Source organism: Pseudomonas sp. J452, from assembly GCF_024666525.1.
Taxonomy (GTDB): domain Bacteria; phylum Pseudomonadota; class Gammaproteobacteria; order Pseudomonadales; family Pseudomonadaceae; genus Aquipseudomonas.
Genome location: NZ_CP088294.1, coordinates 3507401 through 3525930, shown reverse-complemented (window position 1 = coordinate 3525930; position 18530 = coordinate 3507401). Strand labels below are relative to the sequence as shown.

Below are 18530 nucleotides of genomic sequence, written 5' to 3'. Positions count from 1 at the left end.
GTCTATTCCAAGTAGAGCTTCAAGCCCTGAGCATCAGTCGTTAGCGGTACAGCCGATAGCTGCTGACTGTTTTCGTAGTAGAGCAACGCGAGGTAGCGGCGCCCTGCGGGGTTTTCAAAAATGCGCCGTGATGAATCGAAAATGCGCCACTCGCGATTATCCAGATATTCGACCCAGTTATGCAAATCGCCCGCACTTATTCGATTCTGATCTTCGGGGATGGCCACCCCAAGCGCCCTTCTTACGCTGATGCCGTTACGACTCAGCAGCTCCGCAGCCAGCAGCATGTGTTCGGTACAGTCACCCTGGCGCTGACTCAAGGCATGCTCGGCACCATCGACACCCCGCCGGATGCCAGAGAAGGCGACGTTGTCGATCATCCACTGGTAAATGTGCTGCGCCCGCTCCGCTTGCGGATAACGCGAGAAGCTATCCGCCAAGGCTTGCAGCTCAGCCGAGGGAAACTCCTCCACGGGGTAAGCAGGCGCACTCGCCCCGGCCTCTTTAGCCACCGTGACGGGCGACCAGTTCAACCGCACAACTTGACTCTGATAGGGCCCGAACTCCGGCAGAGCCATGCAATATCCGGCTTCGCCCCGCTCCAACCCGCTTGTGCTGCTGACCTCCCAGCGCCACGACTGGGCATTCACCGCAATAGGCAAATCCCCGCAAACGCGGGCCCCCGCGACTACGGCAGCACTGTCATTGCGCACCCTCATCTGCAACTCAATACCCTGAGCGCTGGCGAGCGTGGAAATGAGCAGGCTACTTGCAGTAGTAATTAAGCAGGCGAGCCTGGTCATCAGCCGAAAATTTCGCATGTTTGTTCAAGGCATCGCGCACGGTTTCCGGGCTCTCGAAGGAGAGAAAAACCCCGGGTAGCGGGCTGGAAGAAAAAAACTCAAAGAAAGGCTGCTGGTGCTCGGCACTGATAAACAGCACCACCGGCTGGCGTTTGCCCTGGTAGGTATCCATCAGCCAGGCGGCCATCTTGGCCGGATCGGTGATAGCGCTTTGCTCCAGCCCCTTGCCGACAACCGCCTTGCCTTCGCCCACAAAGACGCCAGGCAACACGCCCATCACCAGATTGGCGGCCACGGCATCGGCCGACACCATCAGCCAGTTCCAGGCGGGCTCGCCCTGCTGCGCCAGATAACGCTCCCGGCCACCGAACAACACCCCGGCAGCCGAGCCCTTGGTAGCCGAAACCTGCTGGCACACGCGCTCAGCTTTGAGCACGTCGTAGCCATTGAGCAACAGCTCCATCGGTACGCGTGACTGCGCCAGACGCTGGCTCACCAGCGTTTCGGGTAGCGCCAAGGCACCGACGATGCCGCCAGTACCATCGATATCGATGCGCACGGCATCAGTCGGCTCACTCCAGCACTGCGCAGCGGTTTCTGCGGCAATCAGCCCCGGCAGCAGGCACAGCCCCAACCAGAGCGCTTTACTGGCCATCCAGTTGATACCCCATCTGCTTGGCGGTCTCATCCACATAGCGGTAACGCCCGCCAGTGATCAGTTGCGCATCAGCCCTGTCGCGGATGATGCGTGGCTGGATGAAGATCATCAGGTTGCTCTTGTTCTTGCTCTTCTCTTCGCTTTTGAACAGCGCGCCAATCAGCGGGATCTTGCTCAGGAAAGGTATCCCGGCATCGCCATTCTGCACCTCGTCCGAAATCAGCCCACCCAGCACCAGGGTCTGACCATCCTCGACCAGCACGCGGGTCTTCACCGAACGAGTGTTGGTGATGATGTCCTGGGCCTGGGCAACCTTGGCGTTGGAGACACTGGAGATTTCCTGGGTGATGTCCAGGGTGACGGCATCCCCTTCGTTGACCTGGGGCTTCACCGTCAGGGTGATCCCCACGTCCTTGCGCTCGATGGTCTGGAAGGGGTTGTCCACCGGGGTGGCCGCACTGGTCGAGCGGCCGGTAACGAACGGCACGTTCTGCCCCACCACGATCTTGGCCTCTTCGTTGTCCAGGGTGACCAGGTTGGGCTTGGAGAGGATGTTCAATTCATCGTTGCTCTCCAGCGCCTTGAACAGGCCACGCAGCGAACCGTTGCGGTAGAAGCCCAACGTCAGGCCACTGAGCAGATCCGGGCGCTCATCCGCCTTGCCCGAGGCGCCGTCACGGAACAGCGTGCCGCCATACCAGCCATCACCGCCCTTGGCGCTATCCGACGTGCGCCACTCGATGCCGAGTTCACGCCCGGTGCCTTCCGTTACTTCGACAATTACCGCCTCGACCAGTACCTGGGCGCGACGGATGTCCAGTTTCTTGATGATGTACTCCACCGCATCGATCACATCCGGCGGCCCCGTCACCACCAGGGCATTGGTCGCCTCACTGGCCTGGATATTCACCTCGGCGCCAGCGCCTTGGGCATTCAACCCCTGCTTCTGGATGCTCGCACTCAGGCTTTGCACCACCGGCAAGGTATCCGCGGCCCGCAGGTAATGCAGATAGAACACCTTGGTGTTACCGACGCCTTGCACCTTGCGGTCGAGCCGCTCAACCACGTCACGCACCTGGCGGCGTATCACCTCATCCCCCGCCACGACGATGCTGTTGGTGCGCACATCGGCGCCAATCGAGAAGAAGCCCTCAGGCGTATCTGCTTTGGGCTTGGGGAACAGGTTGGTGACCATGGTCAGGATATCCGGCGCGTTGCCGTAGCTGAGCGGCAGCACATCGGCATTGACCGCCCACTCCTGATCCAGACGATTGATCAAGTCATCGATCTTGGCGATGTTCACCGCGCGATCCGCCACGATGATGAAGTTGCGATCCGGGTAGGCCGAGATATAGGCCGTCTGCGGCACCATCGGCTTGAGCAGGGTTACCAGCTGCCCGGAGGAAACGTTCTGCAGCTTGAACAGCTTGACCACGTTATCCCCGGCCAGCGCCTCCTGCTCATCCACCGGCAGGCTGGATGACTTGGCATCGCCTTCCGGGATCACCTTGTAGACGTTGTTTTCCTTGATCAGCGCGTAGCCATGCACACTCAGTACAGAGCTCAGCAACTGGTTGAGGTCTTCCGGCGGAATGGCTTCGCTGGTCACCACCGTGACCTTGCCCTTCACCCGCGGGTCGATCACGATATTCTTGCCGGTCTGGTCCGCGACCCACTCGATCAGGCTGCGAATATCCGCATCCTTCATGTCCAGCTCCATGCCCGTCGACTCAGCGGTCTCCTCGGCATGCAACATCACGCTGAACAGCAGCGCGCACAGCAAAGCACCCCAACGCATTTCAGTTTTCCCCAGACGCAATCGACTTTAATTTTTTTAGTTTTTCGAGCATTTCCTGATTATTCCCCGGCTTGGCCACCGGTGTTGCCGCAGCCACCTCGACCGGCGCTGCCGCCTGGCTCTCGACCGGCACAACACCGCCGGCTGAACCATCTTCCAGGCTGATACTTTCCAGCACGCCATTGCGCTTGATCAGGATACGGCCAGCCTGTACCGCTTTCAGCTCCACGCCGGCCTGAATCTTGTCGCCGACATAGAACAGCTTCTGATTGTCTTCACCGCTGCTGATGATGGCGGCGGAGCGTTTTTTCTCTGGCACTACATAACTGGCAACCAGTTTTAGAGAAAGCGAGCTTTCCTTGACGCTTTCTTGCTTCTCTTCTTTCTCCGCGCTGCCAAATAAAGTGGCGATAGCGGAAATATCGAGAGCTTTATCGGGCGACACCTCAGCTCCGACCACTTCCAGCGGGGCGCTTTCAACCTGCAGAGCCTGGTCGCGCCAATAGATAAAAATGGCGGAATAAGAGGCCACCATGAGCAGCGCGGCGGCAAACCACAACTTAGAATATATATGCCTGCTCACAGGACAAACCCGACCATCATAAATGAAAACTTCCTAGATTTTGAAGGTGAAACCGCCTCCTCCAGAGGAAAGACCATCACCACTCGATCAGCCTTTCATGGATAGAGAATCATCAAATAAATCTAACGCCATTCGCTAGCAGAAGTCTTAGTGACAACATCAGCAGCCTCATACTCGTAAACAGTCTTTATGCCTAGCAAAGCTGGAATATTATTTTTCTTTGCCCCCTCTCTTGTTTTGCGACATACCGTGCAGGTCATTTGGCCCACCCTACAAGGACCTCAATCACTTCCCTCTATAAACAAATAAAATCTTTCCATCTTTGTCATCAATAAAAAAGCCAAAATCCCCACCCAACTGGCTTTCCTGTGGCATATAAAGTGCGAACCAATAACACTTATCTTTCAAAACACCTCGAAGACGTCTTGAATAGTCTCCATCAGGATTATTTTTCGTGATTCTATTCCAGTGATTTTTATGGCGTTCCACCGAAATCAACTGATACCCACCCACCTCACCAGTTTCTTGCTTCAGCCCACCTTTTGAAAGCTCAATGATTTGAAGCGCCCTTTCCGAGATCGAACTACATGACGCCTGACCTGCAAAAACAGAAAAGGAGCAAGCAAGCAACGCAGCAAAAAAAAACAATCTAATCATAATTTCTCCAACCCCTCCGGTTGATAATCCGGATCCCGATCACTCTTCTCATAGCTATAGAAATAGACATCATCGCTAGGCGTAGATACATAGCCATCAATCTCATGATCATCAACGTATTCCTTATCAGCGTCAGAAAACTCCTCCGAGCGGTCATCATCCACGCCATCGTGATTAGCGTCATTCACAGCACCATGAGTGTGCCAATAAGCAAGTTTTATAGCGCCTTCTGGGCACTTTGCATAATACGGCTGACACGTTGATTTAGCGCTTTTCGCCGGCTCCGCCACAGTATAAAAATACCCCTTCTCACAACTCCAGCAAACATTCCCGCAATACTCTCTATTTTCCCTTTTTGAAATAGGGTTATACGCTGACATTGCAGCACGAGCAGCGTCATGTTGAGTTTCGTATAGCCCATCCGGGTCAAAACTAAATAATGGTGCAGAATTAACATAAACATAATAGTTAATCCCTCCTCTCAACCCAATCGGATCACTCTGCACATACCGCCCCAGTGCCGGGTCGTAGTCGCGGAAGTAGTTCTGGTACAGCCCGGTTTCCGCATCGAAGTACTGCCCGGGGAAGCGCAGCGGGTTGTCGATGGTGGCGAGGTTTATTTGGGTTTTCCCAAAAGCCTGGGCCTTGGCGCGCCAGGTTACTTCGCCGCTCTTCTCGAAGGCCGCCTCGGGGGTACCAAGGTGGCTGGTGGCGAAGTAGCTGATACTCCACTGCTGGTTGTCCTGCCGTTTCGCGCGGGTGAACAGCGGCTGGCTCATCCAGGGCTTGGTTGGGTCGTAGGCATATTCCTGCCGGAGGTTGCCCTGTTCATCGTACTCGCCCACCAGGCCTTCTTCGCTGTACAGGTAGTAGGTGGTGCGCTGGCTGGGCAGCAGGGTCTTGCTCAGGCGCTGGCCCAGTGGGTTGTAGCGGTACGCCACTAGCGGCTGGCCATTCTTGTGTACGGCCACCAGGCGCTCACGGCTGTCGTACTGGTACTGCCAATGGTCGATGCCGCCGCTCTGCACCAGCTGTTCGCCCTGTAGCGCGCCCTTTTCGATCAGGTGACCGTCGACGTTGTAACGGTAACCGATACCGTCGTGGCTGATCAGTTGGTTATGGGCGTTGTACTGCCACTGGCCGATATCCAGCTCGTCCTTACTTACGGCCTCGTCCAGACGGTTGCCCACACCGTCGTAGGCATAGGCCTCGTTCTTTCGATCGTCACCCTCCGGGTACTTGGCCTCGGTCAGGCGGTACAGTTTGTCGTATCCATAGGTGGCCTTTCCGCCCTGGCCCTCGATGGCGGTGATATTGCCCACCGCATCGTAGTCGTACTGCCAACTCAGGATCGGGTTTCCGGCGGCATCCTTGAGGACGCGCCCCTCATAACGCTGCAGGCCGTCGTAGGAGAGGCTGTACTGATTACCGCCAGGGAACAGAATGCTCTTCGGCATCAGCCAGTTAAAGTCCTGGAAGCTGATGCTGCCTTCGTCCGGGATGCTTACACCGGCCAAGCGGCCATGCGGGGTGTAGCGGTAGCCGTAGGTCTGCTGATCGGGTGTGGTGTAGCTGGCCTTGCGACCGTTCAGGTCGTAGGTATAACTGATGGTCTTGCTGAAAACCGGGTCAGCCTGCTTATATGTGGTCGTGATGCTTTCCACCCGACCCAGCACGTCGTGGGTGTAGACCGCCTTGCTGGTTTCGTCCTCGTAGCTGGCCAGACGATTGAGCGCGTTATAACCGTAGGTGATGGCGCTGTCAGCCTGGCCGGCCTCCGCTGCCGAGGCCGTAGCGAAATGATCAGTACGAATCAGACGATTACCGTCGTCGTAGTGATAGGTGCTGACACGACCATCCGGGGTGATGACCTGCTTGAGGTTGCCCACCTCGTCGTAAGCGTAGCGGCGCTCTGTCGTCGGCGTATCACCATTGCCAGCCTTGATTTCGCTCGCCACTGCATCGCGGGCATCGTAGCGAAAACGAGTTATACGCCCGGCCGGATCAGTGACTTGAACCATATTGCCGCGAACATCGTAGGTATACCGAGTCACACCACCTTCGGCATCGGTGCTGCTAGTCAACCGTCCCAGGTTGTCGTAGCTGGGGCGAGTAGCGTTCTGTGCAGGATCTATCCACTCCGACTGCAAACCATCTGCCAGATAGCGGAACTGGTCTCGCTGAGTCTTAACCTCACCCCGCTCGCTATAGAGGCGAGCCTCACTCAGCCGTCGCTCACGGTTATCGTATTCGTAGTTTTCTTGGTACGTCGGATAGTCGATACCTGACAACCGATCCTGCTCATAGCGAAACTGTGCAGCATTGCCTGCTTGGTCCCTACTCGTTTTCAGACGGCCTCGGCTGTCGTAATAGCTCTCCTTCCGATTGCCATAGGGGTCCACTACCGCCACCAGCCGCTGGCTCGCATCGTATTCAAACTGGGTCCGCGCATTCGCCGCGTCGACGATGCTCTCCGGCAAACCCGCTGCATTCGGCTCAATTGTTTGTGTCGCACCGTTCGGAGCCTGCACACTGACCCGCTGACCTAGGTCATCATAGCTGTACAGCGTCTCCTGATTCAGCGGTGTCTTCAGGCTCTTCAGGTTGCCCGCCGCGTCGTAGGTAGCACTCCAGGTCTTCTCGCGGGCATTGGTCACGCTCAGCACATTACCCAGCACGTTGTGGGTGTACCGGGTCTCGTAGCCCAGCGGGTCACGCACCAGGTTGCGGTTGCCTTTGCCGTCGTAGCCATAGTTCCAGCCCGCCGCCGGGGTCTGCGCCGCCTCGTCACCGGGGCGGTCTTCGCCTTCCAGTTGGCCTAGGGCGTTGTAGCGATAACCGGTACGGGTTTCTTCCGGTAGCCCCGCCGCTTCGATCATCTCAATCAGATTGCCCTTACCGTCGTAACGGTACTGGGTCTTGATCCCGCGCTCGCTGATCTCTTCAGCAATGCGGTTGGTCGCCGGGTCGTAGCTCTTTCTGATCTCGCTGCCATCGGCGTACTGCACGCGGATGGTCTGGCCGTAGCGGTTGTACTCGGTCAGGGTGCGGTTGCCGTGGGCGTCTTCTTCGGTCATCTGCGCCACGTAGGGCGACGGTGCACGGCCCTGACGCTGGGAGATTTCCTTGGTCACGGCCAGGCTTTTGCCGCTGATGCGGTAGGCCTCGGCCACTTTGCTCATGTCGCTGGAGCGGTCCGAGAGCAGGTAGCTGCGGCTGAACTGGGTCTCGCCGTCCAGTTGCTCGCGCACCAGTTGACCCAGGCGGTCGTACCACTGTTCTTTGACTAGGCCAGCCTGGTCGACGCTGCGCAGGTAGTACTGCTCCTGGGCTTCGTCGTAGCTGTAGCTGTATTGGGTGAAGCGGCCATCCGGCAGGCGGCGTTCCTGCACGCGGTCATCCTTGCCGAGGACGAAGCCGGTGCGCTGTTGCAGCGGGTCGGTGTAGCCGGCCAGGCCGTTTGCGTCGTAGTGGTACTGCCAGCGTTTGCCGAGCACGTCGGTCACGGCGCTGAGGCGGTTGTTGCTGTACTCGTATTTGACTTCGCGGCCGCTGTAGTCCTTGACGCTGGTCAGGTTGCCGGCGCTGTAGGTCAGGGTGATCAGGCTCTCGCCGTGGTGATCCTTGATCTCGGCGATGCGTCCTTCGCTGTCGCGCACCAGGCTGGTACGGATGCCGTTGTGGTCCAGGTAGGCGGTGATGCGGCCCTGGGCGTCGTATTCGTTGCGGTTGCCTTGGGTGTCTTGCCAGCGGTAGCCCGCCAGGCCGCGCTGCAGGGCAATCAGGGTGCGTTGCGGCAGGTTGTTGAACGAGATGTCCTGGCCTTGCGCGGTGCTGCTCGCGCGCAGGTAGCTCTGCCCGGCGCGGACGATGGCGTAGGGTTTGTCGGCGTTGGCCGGGTCGGCGGCGCCCTGCGGCGCCGAAGCATCGGCGGCGCCGAGCACTTCCAGGTCAGCCCAGCGCTCGTTCCACACCCACTTACCGCCCTTCCAGCTGCGCAGAATGCGCACCGGCGCGCCCAGGGCCTGCACCTGCAGGTCGAGCACGTCCAGTTGCAGACGGCCCTCCGCGTAGTGCGGGGTGGCGAAACGATGGTCAATGCCTGGAGCGGCCCCGACCGATGTGGAAAACCAAAAACCGAACGCAACCCCGACACAAGCGGCTACGCGAGCCAGATTCCTTGCCAGCATACTCAGGATGTCCCTATCACGATTACTGCCGGGGCCGCGTCTACAGCGCAAGCAGCCCAAATAATTTTTTCATATTACCGGCTGCGTCCATGTACGTTCCAGTCATATGCAGCGGATCCAGACAAAATGCACAACCTACTGACCCTCCCCCCATCAAAGGGCCAAGAGCACGTCATATCAGAAAGGCAAAGCGAGGAGTCTTGAATAGGTATGCGGCTGCTGCGTGAGCTTGAGGAGCGCCAGCAGCCTGTCAGATGCTCTCGTTCCCAGACGACGTTGTTCGATCTGCCCTGAAATACAGGCTGCCTCACATCACGTCTTAGGTGGGCGGTGAAATTCGAAAATGTGCTTTTCTTGTTAATGCCAAATCTCTCTGGTTTGGCTTAAGCAACGCCCGGTTTCCTAGGTCTTCATGCCTGAGACTGTATTTTTCCCGGTTTCGCTTTATAAGCCAAAAACGCTTGTTTTGCGTCCCCCTGTGCGCAGCCCGATAGCGCCTGTCAGAACGAGCCCCCACTAACTCTTAGCGACATGGGGCTGGCGGCACTCAAAATCTGCCAATCCAGAACTGAAACAAAAGAATTTTCCCTTTATAAGCACAAACGCCTTGGTTTCGTGACCATAGAAAACCGCTCAAACCCGCGAATTCACTAGGGACTGAGGGGCGGCTCATTCGCCATCAGTTATTACGTATTTCCGCATCGTGTGGGCTACAAAAGTAGCCTTATAGCGAGTGGGCTTTTGGCGCAAGCCAAGGCAGCTTTGGGTTGGTTGCTGGCATGGGGCCCGAACTCAGCCCTCAACAGGTTCCTCAACGGCGAGCGCCACCTGCGCCGCCGCGAGGAGCTGGCAGAGCTCTATCCAGCCGAGCTGCTCGCCGAGACGCTGCGTATCGCGGCCCGCTGCAGCTTCGACCTCGACCAGTTGCGCTACCACTACCCGCACGAACTGGTACCCACCGGGCATGACGCTACATCCTGGCTGTGCGCACTGGTTGAACAAGGCGCGTGCTGGCGATAGCCCGGAAGCCCAGCTTGGTAAGTAGTGCGCGAGTGTCGATACCCGCGTGGGAATGGCGAAGCCACCGTCCTTTGCCGCCGGCCTTCAGCCATGATCGAGTTCGCTACGTCGCTTTTATGGGGCAACGAACGCTTCAGACAAGAACACCATCACTTGCTCACGTGCGGCATCGCTCAGGCGGTGAAACTTCACCAGCAGCTCTGCTTCGTCGTCGCGCACAGCATGAAAGTAAGCTGCTGGTAGATCCAGCTCTTCTGCGAGCCGCTCCACCAGTTCCAAGTCAGGGACTCGTTTACCTAGCTCATAGCGGTTCATGCGCGCCCTGGCCGAAGCTGGATCAATACCAATCCGAATGCCGAGCCGCTCTTGGGACAGCCCAGTGCGCAACCGCGCCTCTCTGATTCTTTTCGATAGCGTAGACATGGTGCTCTTCAGCTACTTGAAGAGCGAAATCGTCGGGGGTTATCCCTTCCCAAATGTCACCATTTTGGTAACATTAAAAAGCCACCCTACGCCTACCAGCCAACGCTGGCCAACGGTATGGCCTATTTGAGTTAGAAGGTGAAGAAAAGATGTATAGAGCCGCTTTTGCGATTGGACTGTCCCTTGCTCTCACAGGCTGCGGCCTGATCCCTCGAACCGGGACGCCATCAACTGCGCTTCAGGTTGCTGATGCGATGGACGTACCTGCCGAAGATATGAGCCGAGAAGAGTTTGCTGCCCGCCTCAAGGCTGGCAGAAATGACTTGGGAACAGCTCAGGGCAACGCGAATATCGATGGGGCTATGAATAGCCTGATTACCCGCGATCCGACAATGTTTCTCGTATCAGGCTTTTTGCCGCCAGGCATCGCTAGGAACACACAGATTGTGGCTTGGGTGCCCGAGGCGATGGCAGCGGATGGAAAGACGGCGGCTGCAATTGCTGAGAAAACTTACAAAAAGGCTAGCGCTGAGGTCTATGGCAATACCCCCCAGGAGAAGGAACAAATTGAGACAGCGCCTATAAAGTACGTCATGGGTGTTCCGTATGGAGAAGGAAGCCCGACACACTCAGTTGCTCAGCTCTACCAGATGATCGCGGGACATACGCCCTCGCTCGAACCAGCCCCTAAATTTCTCCATGCTCAAGCAAATGCTTATGGACCCCTGTTCTTAGGGATTCATGGCCGCGCCAGCAATCAAGACGACCTGGAAAAGATTCAGCGCCTCTCTGCGCTGCTGCCGGAATGGTTCTATATATACAGCCCTGGCCTTGCCCAAGTTGCACCGCCAACGGTCCTGAATAAGGGCAGTCATTTACCGTTCGTTGAACCTCAGTAGTAAGCCACTCTCGGTCTACAAGAGAGATGAATCATCGAGAACTCAAAATGAATAAGACAATACTGCCTGTAGCCGTAATCGCCCTTGCATTCAATTTGGGCGGGTGTAACGACCATAACTCCACACCCACTGGCAAAGCATGCCTCGGCACGAATAACGACACCTTAGTAGAGTCGCTGGGGGATAAGTGCCATGCGGGAGATGCGATCAGCACAAAGCACCCCGCATATTTCTGCGATTTCACGTACGCAGTAACTTTCAACAACTACAACTCGGCGTTCTGCATTTTTTCAGGTGCCCAGGCAGGTGAACGAACCGCAGAAAATGAAGCTGCTCCCTAGCGGATAGTCAGGCTTAACGATTGAACCCCATAATCGTTAACCTTAAGATCAACCCCAGCCACTTGTATGAATAAAAAATCGTGCTCACCTAGTGATCCCACTAAAAGGAGATGCTTGATGAGTACCCTGATGAGCTTAGATGACGTTTGTGCAGCGATATGGAGGCACCTGATTTACTGTACCTTTCTACTCTTATCCGCCATTTCTATAGCAGCATTGCGACTGTCACAGTTGCCAAGTGCAACAGACCCAAGCAAAGAGCCTTTGCTAGAAATGGCACTTTGGCGAGTTGGACTGCTCCTAGTCTTTCAGACAGCTCCGCTGCAATGGGCTCGGTTCATTTATAAGAGCTACAGGTACAGGACCACTTCAGTTCCTCTCTATCAAACCATGGCACTACTGAGGATGCCCTTGGCCATCTGGACGGGCGGGGGCCTGATGGCAGCGCTAGTGCTCTGGCCCGTCCTTGGCGGTGTATAAAGCACATCACGCTATCAACGCTTGCGTTTTCTTGAAATAAAGGAAACTGGCTCTGTAACCAATACGGAGCCAGTCAATGAAAAATCAACACGAACTTACTGCCGCCCAAAAAACCGACATAGATACCTGGTCAGAGGTCTACAGCAGCGCCCATATTTCCACGCTACTCAACATCCCACTGTCTCGCTTCTTAGAAGACCCGCAACGCTGCTTAGAGCATGCTGGACAGAGCACAGCTCTTACAGCAATGGCCAATGGTTATCGCCCTCTTCTACCCGCGCAAGTGGCTGCAAGTCAACGCATCCAGAAACAATGGAGAGAACGAGAATAGGCCAGCAACAAAAATCAAAAATACTGCTTGCACTCACCCACAAATCAAAACCGACCAACAGTGAGCTTGACATGCTTCTGATAGCCACCATCATCGCGATTGTTATTGGATTTATGATACTTGATCATAGAAATAAAAAAGCTAGAGAACTACAAGTTCATCGCAACTGGCTAAGAATCCCCGAAGTCGATGCTTACATGAAGAGCAACCCCAATAATGGGGGGCGCCGGCAAGGAATTTCCTGCTGTCATTGCGGCTCTCGCAGCATCCGCCAACCCGGTGTAGATAGCCGCTACGACCGCCGCCGGGTCCATATTTGCAACCAATGCAATTCCTCCCTGTACCGAACCTACCGCTAGCCATGCGCCAATCGAAACTTGCAACAACCTTGCTGATAAGCGCTGAGAGCCCAACAAGGCAACCCAGTGACCGAGTCCCTTGAAACACAGGACACCATGTCCCCTCACCATAAGGGATACGCAAACGACTAGTCGTTGTGGGTAGTGCCAAGAGCTACGCGAGTCCATATCAAAACAGCCGTGCGCTTACCAGTTCCTCAAGCCGCGGGGTATCGCCGCGGCATTGCCGAAGAACAGACTGGCATCGACACGCAGGAGCAGAAGATGGGGCTGTGTCTCGACTTTGTAGCGCAGCACATTGCGGAAGGTCTCGCCGTCGGGCATACGCCCCAGCACGGCAATATGCGGCCGGGCATTGCGCGCCAGGTGGCCACCGAGGGACAGCAGCACGCCCTTCTCCACGCCCAATAGCAACTCACTGGCGGCGGTTGCCAACCACACGCCGGCCTCCCACGGTCGTAACGTCAGGCTTGGTGCAAGCTATCCAGATCAAGCATGCCAAGTGCAGCAAAAATAATGGTGGCCGCCAACGCCGATAGTGGTAGCCAGTGTAACCAGTCGGTGGGCGCCAGAAGCGCCAGAGCCAGGAGCAGCGCAGTCCCCAGCCCGGCTAATTGGCTACGGACACCGGCGGCATGATTGAGTGCCGAGCGCGACAACCCACCACTGACCGGCAGCCCCGCAAACAGTCCGCTGGCCATATTGGCCAAACCCTGACCGAGCAACTGGCGGCCATCATCGAAACGCTCGCCACGGCGCTGCGCCAATACCAGTACAGAAGAATGCCCAGAAACGAAGATCACAAACGCCAGCAGCAACGCCGACGACAGCAGCTCGGGCCAGCGCGAAGGCTGCAAGGCAGGTCCCGGCAGCGGCAGCCCCCTTGGGCAAGTCACCTAGTATCTGCACGCCAAGCAGATCCAGCCGCCACCACGCTACCAGCAGCATGGCCAACGCCAACAACAGCGCTGGGGCTAGCCGCGCCAGCGGCCCACTTAACCAACGGCGCGCGCCATACAACGCCAGCAACATACCGACGCCCAGCAAGGTCGATGGCCAATTGGCTGGCATACCGCGCATGGCCTCCAGCTGCCCCTGCGCCACCAGCAGTGCGGCGCCCGCGGTAAAGCCACCGAGCACCGTGCGACTGAGCAAGGCGCTGAGAAAACCCAAGCGCAACAACGCACACAGCAGCAGAATCAGCCCCGCAGAGCAAGGCCAATTGGGCGGACACTAGCAAGGCCTCACCTGGGCTGCTGGATGCAAGCGTGGCCAGGTCCGATGCCGTTACCAGCAAGGTGAGCGCCATCGGGCCAATCGACAGCGTGCTGCTGCCGCCCACCAGCGCATAGACCAAATGCGTTGGGCTCTTTAGCGGCTCGATGCTGGCAAAGGGCCAATTTGTGGTCTGAACTGTGGGGCAGCTATCAACGAGTGACGCTATGCAACCAAGGACGGAAGAGCCTGCTGCGCCCAGCAGCAGTAACAGCAGCAAACGGCCAAAAGTGCGCTCCGCATTCGGATTGTTCGCCTTGTTATTGCTGGGTCTCGCTTGCTTGGGCTCCTGGTGGCAACTGTCTGGCGCGCAACTGCGCCAAAACACCTATGGGCTGGGCTGGTTTGTTAATCCGCTGGAGGTAAACGCGGCCCTGCGTTTACCCGCGATACCCGCCGCACTTACCGCCGTAGAGATGATCGGTGACAGGGGCTGGGCAGTGGGCCTGGGCGGCGCCATTGTCAGCAGCGATGACGGCGGCAAAACCTGGAAGCCAAGTGCCCATATCGTCGAGGCCAACCTCAGAAGCGTGCGTTTCCAGCCCAATGGCGAACTGGGTTGGGCCGTGGGTGATGGTGGCACCGTGCTGCGCACAACCGATGGCGGCGCCCATTGGCAAGACGTGTCTCCGCGCCCCGAGCTGGGTTACCTCAGCGACCTGGTCGATCTCGAACGCAACGAATCGACAGATGAGCTGTGGGCGATTGGCCGCAATGGCACCCTCCTAATGAGCCGTGATAACGCGCAAAGCTGGCGCTCGTTGGTGCTACCAAGCAGAGGCGTTACGGCTGCACACAATCTGTCGTCGATCTTTTTCAGTCAGGACGGCAAGTACGGCTGGATTAGCGCTGAAGGGGCAGTGCTGGTAACCAATAACGGCGGCAGGGAGTGGCTGCTGGTAAACGTGCACGCGGCCGATGGGCCAGTGCCGCAACTTAACGCGGTGTGGTTTTCCGGCCCCCAAGGCTGGGCGGTGGGCGAAAACGGCCTCATCGTTAGCTCCACGGACTGGGGCGAGAGTTGGTCAGCTCCGCATAACACTGGCACCACGAGCACCCTTAACAGCGTTATCGGCAGTGCCGAGGGCATCTGGGCCTCCGGCGAGCAAGGCACGCTATTGTTTAGCACGGACGGCGTTAACTGGGTGGCTATTGAAAGCGGCACCCAGGCGAACCTGAACAGTCTGGCGCTATTTGGCCAGGCTCGTCTTGACGCCGCCCTTACCCAGGGCGGGGGGGGGGCATTAACTAAACGCCGTGCCCGCCAGGTTTGCCAACTGGACGCCAACTCGGATGGGGTAATACGTGACTTGCCGGGCGGGCCTGATGCGCAATCGTCTGGGCAAAGCCCCGTGCAGCTACCGTCTCGCGTTCCAACGCAGGTTCCTGCGGACGTAATGCCACCGTTGCCTTGGGTTGAACCGATTGCCGAGGGACGCGAAGCACTGACCGGTTACACCCACGGTATTGCCGTGGGCGATGCCGGCACCATTGTCCATGGCCCTAACCGCGCAAGCCCCTGGGCGGCGGTAGCGACGGCAACCGATACACTGCTGCGCAGCGTGGAGGTTAGCAACGCCGGTAACGAGGTGTATGCGTTTGCCGCGTCGGGGCTGATTCTGGCCTCCAACGATGCAGGCCGCAGCTGGAGCGCCAGCATGCCAGCCGGTGGGGTGCGCTGGAACGGCTCCAGCCTGGTCGAAAAAGGCAGTACCTGGGTGGTCGGCGACCAAGGAATGATGCTCAGCAAAGCACAAGCAGGCTCCACGTGGACCACCCATGCAGATCTCCCCAAAGCTGATTGGCAGGATATCGACTTTGACCTGCAGGGCCAGGTCGGCATCGCGGTTGGTAGCGCCTCCAGCACACTGGTGACCAGTGACGGCGGTGATACCTGGCATGCGGGAAGGCAGCTTTTATCCAAGAGCGACTCACCCGCTACCCGCGATACCTTCAGAAGCGTCTACGTGCATAGCGATGGCCGGCGCGCCTGGGCAGTCGGTGACCGAGGTTTGCTGGCCAGCAGCACCAACGGCGGCGAACACTGGTTGCTTACGACGCAGTTACCCTCCCCTGCGGAGAAAACCGTTGGCAAGGAGGTTCGCTCCTTCGCGACTAACCTGAAGGCCATCTACTTTGCCAAGGATGGCAGCACTGGCTGGCTCACGGGCGATAACGGCCTGATCGCCAAAACCGTTGACGGCGGCGCCACCTGGCGAATTCAGTTCCACCTCGAAGGGGTATCGCTTAACAGCCTACATGTAACCAGCGACGGCAAGCGCGGCTGGGTCACCGGCAATGGCGGAGTGCTTCTGAGTACCACTAACGGCGGCGATAGCTGGGAGCGGGCCACGACCAACGTGGGCTCCACCCGCCTGGCCATCGCCATGGCTGCTAACGCCCAAACAGGCTGGGTTGTTGGCTACCCCCCAGCCTTGTTGCACACCCGAGATAAGGGAGAAAGCTGGCAAACCGAGGCATGGCCGTTGCGTTATTGGCAATTTCCAGCACCATGGTTCTGGATCCTGGTAGCGCTAGCGGCGCTGTTGATCTGGATGATGTTCCGGCCAGATCCGCCACCTCAGGAGAAGAAAGCAGCCGCCATTGCCATCACCGACGCGCCCACCGCCGATGCCGAGCAGGACAAACTCGGCTTTGCGCCGCTGGCGCGGGGCATTTCACGCTTTCTGCGCAATACGCGCACGGAGCCGCCGTTGACGGTGGCGATATCTGGCGGCTGGGGCTCGGGGAAAAGCAGCCTGATGGCTATGATCTGCCAAGACCTGCGCCGCTATAACTACCGCCCCATCTGGTTTAACGCCTGGCACCACCAGAATGAAGAGCAGTTGCTCGCCTCACTGCTAAACAGCATTCGCGACCAGGGCTTGCCCTCGCTCTTGTCGCTGGACGGCTTGGCATTTCGCATGCGCCTGCTGTACATCCGGTCGCGCAGTAATCTGTTGCTGGCGGCACTGCTGATCGGCGCCACTGCATTTTTGACCGGTTATGTGATTTTCCATAGCAACGATGAATGGAACACCTTATTGACGGTGCTTGAGGCCCTACTGAAACAGGAGGAAAACCCAGAAGCGATCTCGGATGCTGAGATAGGCAGCTTACTCGGCCAACTGGCAACCGGCGTGGTTATCTGGAAGAGCCTGTCCACTGCATTAAAAGCCTACGGTGTGGACCCCGCCGTATTATTGTCCAACACCGCCTCACGCTTTCGTATCAACGAAGCCCAGGCGCAGAGCAGCTTTCGCAGTGTTTTCGCCCAGGAGTTTGCCGACGTCACAGAGGCACTGCCGTATCGTACCGTTATCGTCATCGACGACCTGGACCGCTGCCAGCCAGAAACCATTTTGACCGTGCTGGAAGCCGTGAACTTTCTGGTTACCTCGGGCAATTGCTTTGTGATTTTCGGGATGGAAACCCGCTATATCAGGGCCGCCCTGGGCCTGCACTTCGAGCATTTCGCCGAAGAACTGGCCCTGCATGACCCTGCAGCCGCAGCGCTGAGCGAGGATGAGCGACGCTGGATCTACGCCGGCAAATACCTGGAAAAACTGGTCAACGTAGAGATCAAGGTGCCGAATCCAAAGGACCAGTCGAGACTGGTGCAATCGAGCGAACGCAACGAAACGGCGGCCACCCATATGGCCCTGAAAATGCTGCAACGCTGGCCGCTGTTTGTGCTGATCCTAGTTGCAGTGCTGTGTGCAGCAGCCGGAAAAATGGTCACCTACTCGCCGAGCAAGCCTGCGCTGACTGCAGCGGCTGACACAGGCGCAGCGCTAAACCCAACAGCAACACCTGTACCAAACCCTAGGACCGCAGCGACCAGTCCGGCTGCCACATCGGCCACCGACGCAGTGGTTCTCAGCCCTGCACCTACCGTCACGCAGCCCAGCGTGCCGTTGCCTGCGTTAACGGTGCAGGCCGCTAGCACCAGTGTGCTCGGTATCAGCAGCATTTTCGCGGTAGTGCTGGTATTTGCCGTCTATGTGGCCGGGGTAATGCTCTATCGAATTCGTACCGACATACGCCAGGTCAACGACTCCGGCGCCTTCAAAGAGGCCCTTCACGCATGGCTGCCCCTAGTCAGCCAACGCCATATCACCCCCAGGGCGATCAAGCGCTTTATCAACCGGATTCGCTACCTGGCGATGCTGCAACAAGGCGAGCAGTTAGATCATTCGCTTCTGGACGAACTTAAACTGCGCCACACACCCGCACCGCAGGCCACGCCTAGCCAAGCCATCGCCGAGCATCTTCTGGTAGCCTTGGGGGTATTGCATGACGTCTACCAAGACGATTGGCGCCAGCGCATCGAGAGCAAAAGCTACTCGCCCGAGATCGCCAGCGCCATCGAAAGGTACAAGAACAATCGCGATGTCGACTGGCCCCCTAAACCTGAAGAGCTTGATGCGTTCGAGAGTTCGCTAATGGGTTTCCGTGTTGCCGGCTAGGCGTCGACGTTGGCAACACTCTTCCCGTTTTGCTTTCACAGCATTGCTTGTCAGCCTATTTTCTCTCGGCAAATCAGGCTCTTGCAGCATGTAATGACTTGCAGATGACACTGACAACTGTCAGATTCTGGGGAGACGCATTGCAATGCGATGAATCTGCTAAAGGGCGCTCCACCAGTCCCCGCCAACCGACGCGATTACGAGCACCAGGCATGTCATGCTCAGTAGGATCAGCGTGGCTCCG

General features: G+C 57.7%; 12 protein-coding genes and 3 pseudogenes. 4 read left to right on the top strand and 11 right to left on the bottom strand.

Features of this window, described 5'->3' with window-relative positions; translation table 11 throughout:
• Positions 1-2: 2 nt before the first annotated feature.
• The 6 genes from LRS11_RS16060 to LRS11_RS16035 all read right to left on the bottom strand — a co-directional run bounded on the left by LRS11_RS16060 (position 3) and on the right by LRS11_RS16035 (position 8689).
• A complete protein-coding gene (locus LRS11_RS16060; RefSeq protein WP_260493909.1) occupies positions 3-803 on the bottom strand; it encodes a transglutaminase family protein in 801 nt (266 codons plus the stop codon).
• The gene (locus tag LRS11_RS16055) at positions 766-1458 is read right to left on the bottom strand and encodes a hypothetical protein (protein WP_260493908.1); all 693 of its coding nucleotides are present in this window, start codon (positions 1456-1458) and stop codon (positions 766-768) included. The genes LRS11_RS16060 and LRS11_RS16055 overlap by 38 nt, the downstream gene beginning before the upstream one ends.
• On the bottom strand, positions 1448-3259 hold the full coding sequence (gspD, locus tag LRS11_RS16050) for a type II secretion system secretin GspD (RefSeq protein WP_260493907.1): 1812 nt from the start codon (positions 3257-3259) through the stop codon (positions 1448-1450). Before gspD ends, LRS11_RS16055 begins: the two co-directional genes overlap by 11 nt.
• A gap of 1 nt (position 3260) precedes the next feature.
• Positions 3261-3818, bottom strand: a complete 558-nt coding sequence (locus LRS11_RS16045) for a type II secretion system protein N (RefSeq protein WP_260493906.1) — start codon at positions 3816-3818, stop codon at positions 3261-3263.
• Between the two features lie 309 nt (positions 3819-4127).
• Positions 4128-4499 carry a hypothetical protein gene (locus tag LRS11_RS16040; RefSeq protein WP_260493905.1) on the bottom strand — a complete coding sequence of 124 codons (372 nt, stop codon included), beginning with the start codon at positions 4497-4499 and terminating at the stop codon, positions 4128-4130.
• Positions 4496-8689 (bottom strand): RHS repeat-associated core domain-containing protein, encoded by a 4194-nt coding sequence (locus LRS11_RS16035; protein ID WP_260493904.1) that lies wholly within the window; start codon positions 8687-8689, stop codon positions 4496-4498. Before LRS11_RS16035 ends, LRS11_RS16040 begins: the two co-directional genes overlap by 4 nt.
• Positions 8690-9496: 807 nt before the next feature.
• On the opposite strand from LRS11_RS16035, the pseudogene LRS11_RS16030 reads away from it, so the two are divergent.
• Positions 9497-9706, top strand: a pseudogene (locus tag LRS11_RS16030) (hypothetical protein); the annotation flags it as partial.
• A 117-nt stretch (positions 9707-9823) separates the two neighbouring features.
• Here LRS11_RS16030 and LRS11_RS16025 read toward each other — a convergent pair.
• A complete protein-coding gene (locus tag LRS11_RS16025; protein ID WP_260493903.1) occupies positions 9824-10132 on the bottom strand; it encodes a helix-turn-helix domain-containing protein in 309 nt (102 codons plus the stop codon).
• 149 nt (positions 10133-10281) lie between these two features.
• Here LRS11_RS16025 and LRS11_RS16020 point away from each other — a divergent pair, with 149 nt between their 5' ends.
• Together LRS11_RS16020 and LRS11_RS16015 are read left to right on the top strand one after the other, a co-directional pair.
• Complete coding sequence (locus LRS11_RS16020; RefSeq protein WP_260493902.1) at positions 10282-11031, top strand: hypothetical protein; 750 nt, start codon at positions 10282-10284, stop codon at positions 11029-11031.
• An 897-nt stretch (positions 11032-11928) separates the two neighbouring features.
• A complete protein-coding gene (locus LRS11_RS16015) occupies positions 11929-12183 on the top strand; it encodes a hypothetical protein (RefSeq protein ID WP_260493901.1) in 255 nt (84 codons plus the stop codon).
• 545 nt (positions 12184-12728) lie between these two features.
• Here LRS11_RS16015 and LRS11_RS16010 read toward each other — a convergent pair.
• The 4 genes and pseudogenes from LRS11_RS16010 to LRS11_RS22530 all read right to left on the bottom strand — a co-directional run.
• A complete protein-coding gene (locus LRS11_RS16010) occupies positions 12729-12983 on the bottom strand; it encodes a hypothetical protein (RefSeq protein ID WP_260493900.1) in 255 nt (84 codons plus the stop codon).
• 23 nt (positions 12984-13006) lie between these two features.
• Positions 13007-13438, bottom strand: a complete 432-nt coding sequence (locus LRS11_RS16005) for a SulP family inorganic anion transporter (RefSeq protein ID WP_260493899.1) — start codon at positions 13436-13438, stop codon at positions 13007-13009.
• 181 nt (positions 13439-13619) lie between these two features.
• Positions 13620-13739, bottom strand: a pseudogene (locus LRS11_RS22535) (SulP family inorganic anion transporter); the annotation flags it as partial.
• Between the two features lie 25 nt (positions 13740-13764).
• Positions 13765-14145: pseudogene (locus LRS11_RS22530) on the bottom strand (hypothetical protein); the annotation flags it as partial.
• On the opposite strand from LRS11_RS22530, the gene LRS11_RS16000 reads away from it, so the two are divergent.
• On the top strand, positions 14066-18286 hold the full coding sequence (locus LRS11_RS16000; protein WP_260493898.1) for a YCF48-related protein: 4221 nt from the start codon (positions 14066-14068) through the stop codon (positions 18284-18286). The pseudogene LRS11_RS22530 and the gene LRS11_RS16000 overlap by 80 nt on opposite strands.
• The last annotated feature ends 244 nt before the right edge of the window (positions 18287-18530 follow it).

What these genes read in the sequence shown, in the direction of transcription:
- LRS11_RS16020 (WP_260493902.1), top strand. Translation starts at nt 10,282, where the DNA reads ATGTATAGAGCCGCTTTTGCGATTGGACTGTCCCTTGCTCTCACAGGC.
- gspD (WP_260493907.1), bottom strand. Translation starts at nt 3,259, where the DNA reads ATGCGTTGGGGTGCTTTGCTGTGCGCGCTGCTGTTCAGCGTGATGTTG.
- LRS11_RS16060 (WP_260493909.1), bottom strand. Translation starts at nt 803, where the DNA reads ATGACCAGGCTCGCCTGCTTAATTACTACTGCAAGTAGCCTGCTCATT.
- LRS11_RS16015 (WP_260493901.1), top strand. Translation starts at nt 11,929, where the DNA reads ATGAAAAATCAACACGAACTTACTGCCGCCCAAAAAACCGACATAGAT.
- LRS11_RS16035 (WP_260493904.1), bottom strand. Translation starts at nt 8,689, where the DNA reads ATGCTGGCAAGGAATCTGGCTCGCGTAGCCGCTTGTGTCGGGGTTGCG.
- LRS11_RS16055 (WP_260493908.1), bottom strand. Translation starts at nt 1,458, where the DNA reads ATGGCCAGTAAAGCGCTCTGGTTGGGGCTGTGCCTGCTGCCGGGGCTG.
- LRS11_RS16025 (WP_260493903.1), bottom strand. Translation starts at nt 10,132, where the DNA reads ATGTCTACGCTATCGAAAAGAATCAGAGAGGCGCGGTTGCGCACTGGG.
- LRS11_RS16040 (WP_260493905.1), bottom strand. Translation starts at nt 4,499, where the DNA reads ATGATTAGATTGTTTTTTTTTGCTGCGTTGCTTGCTTGCTCCTTTTCT.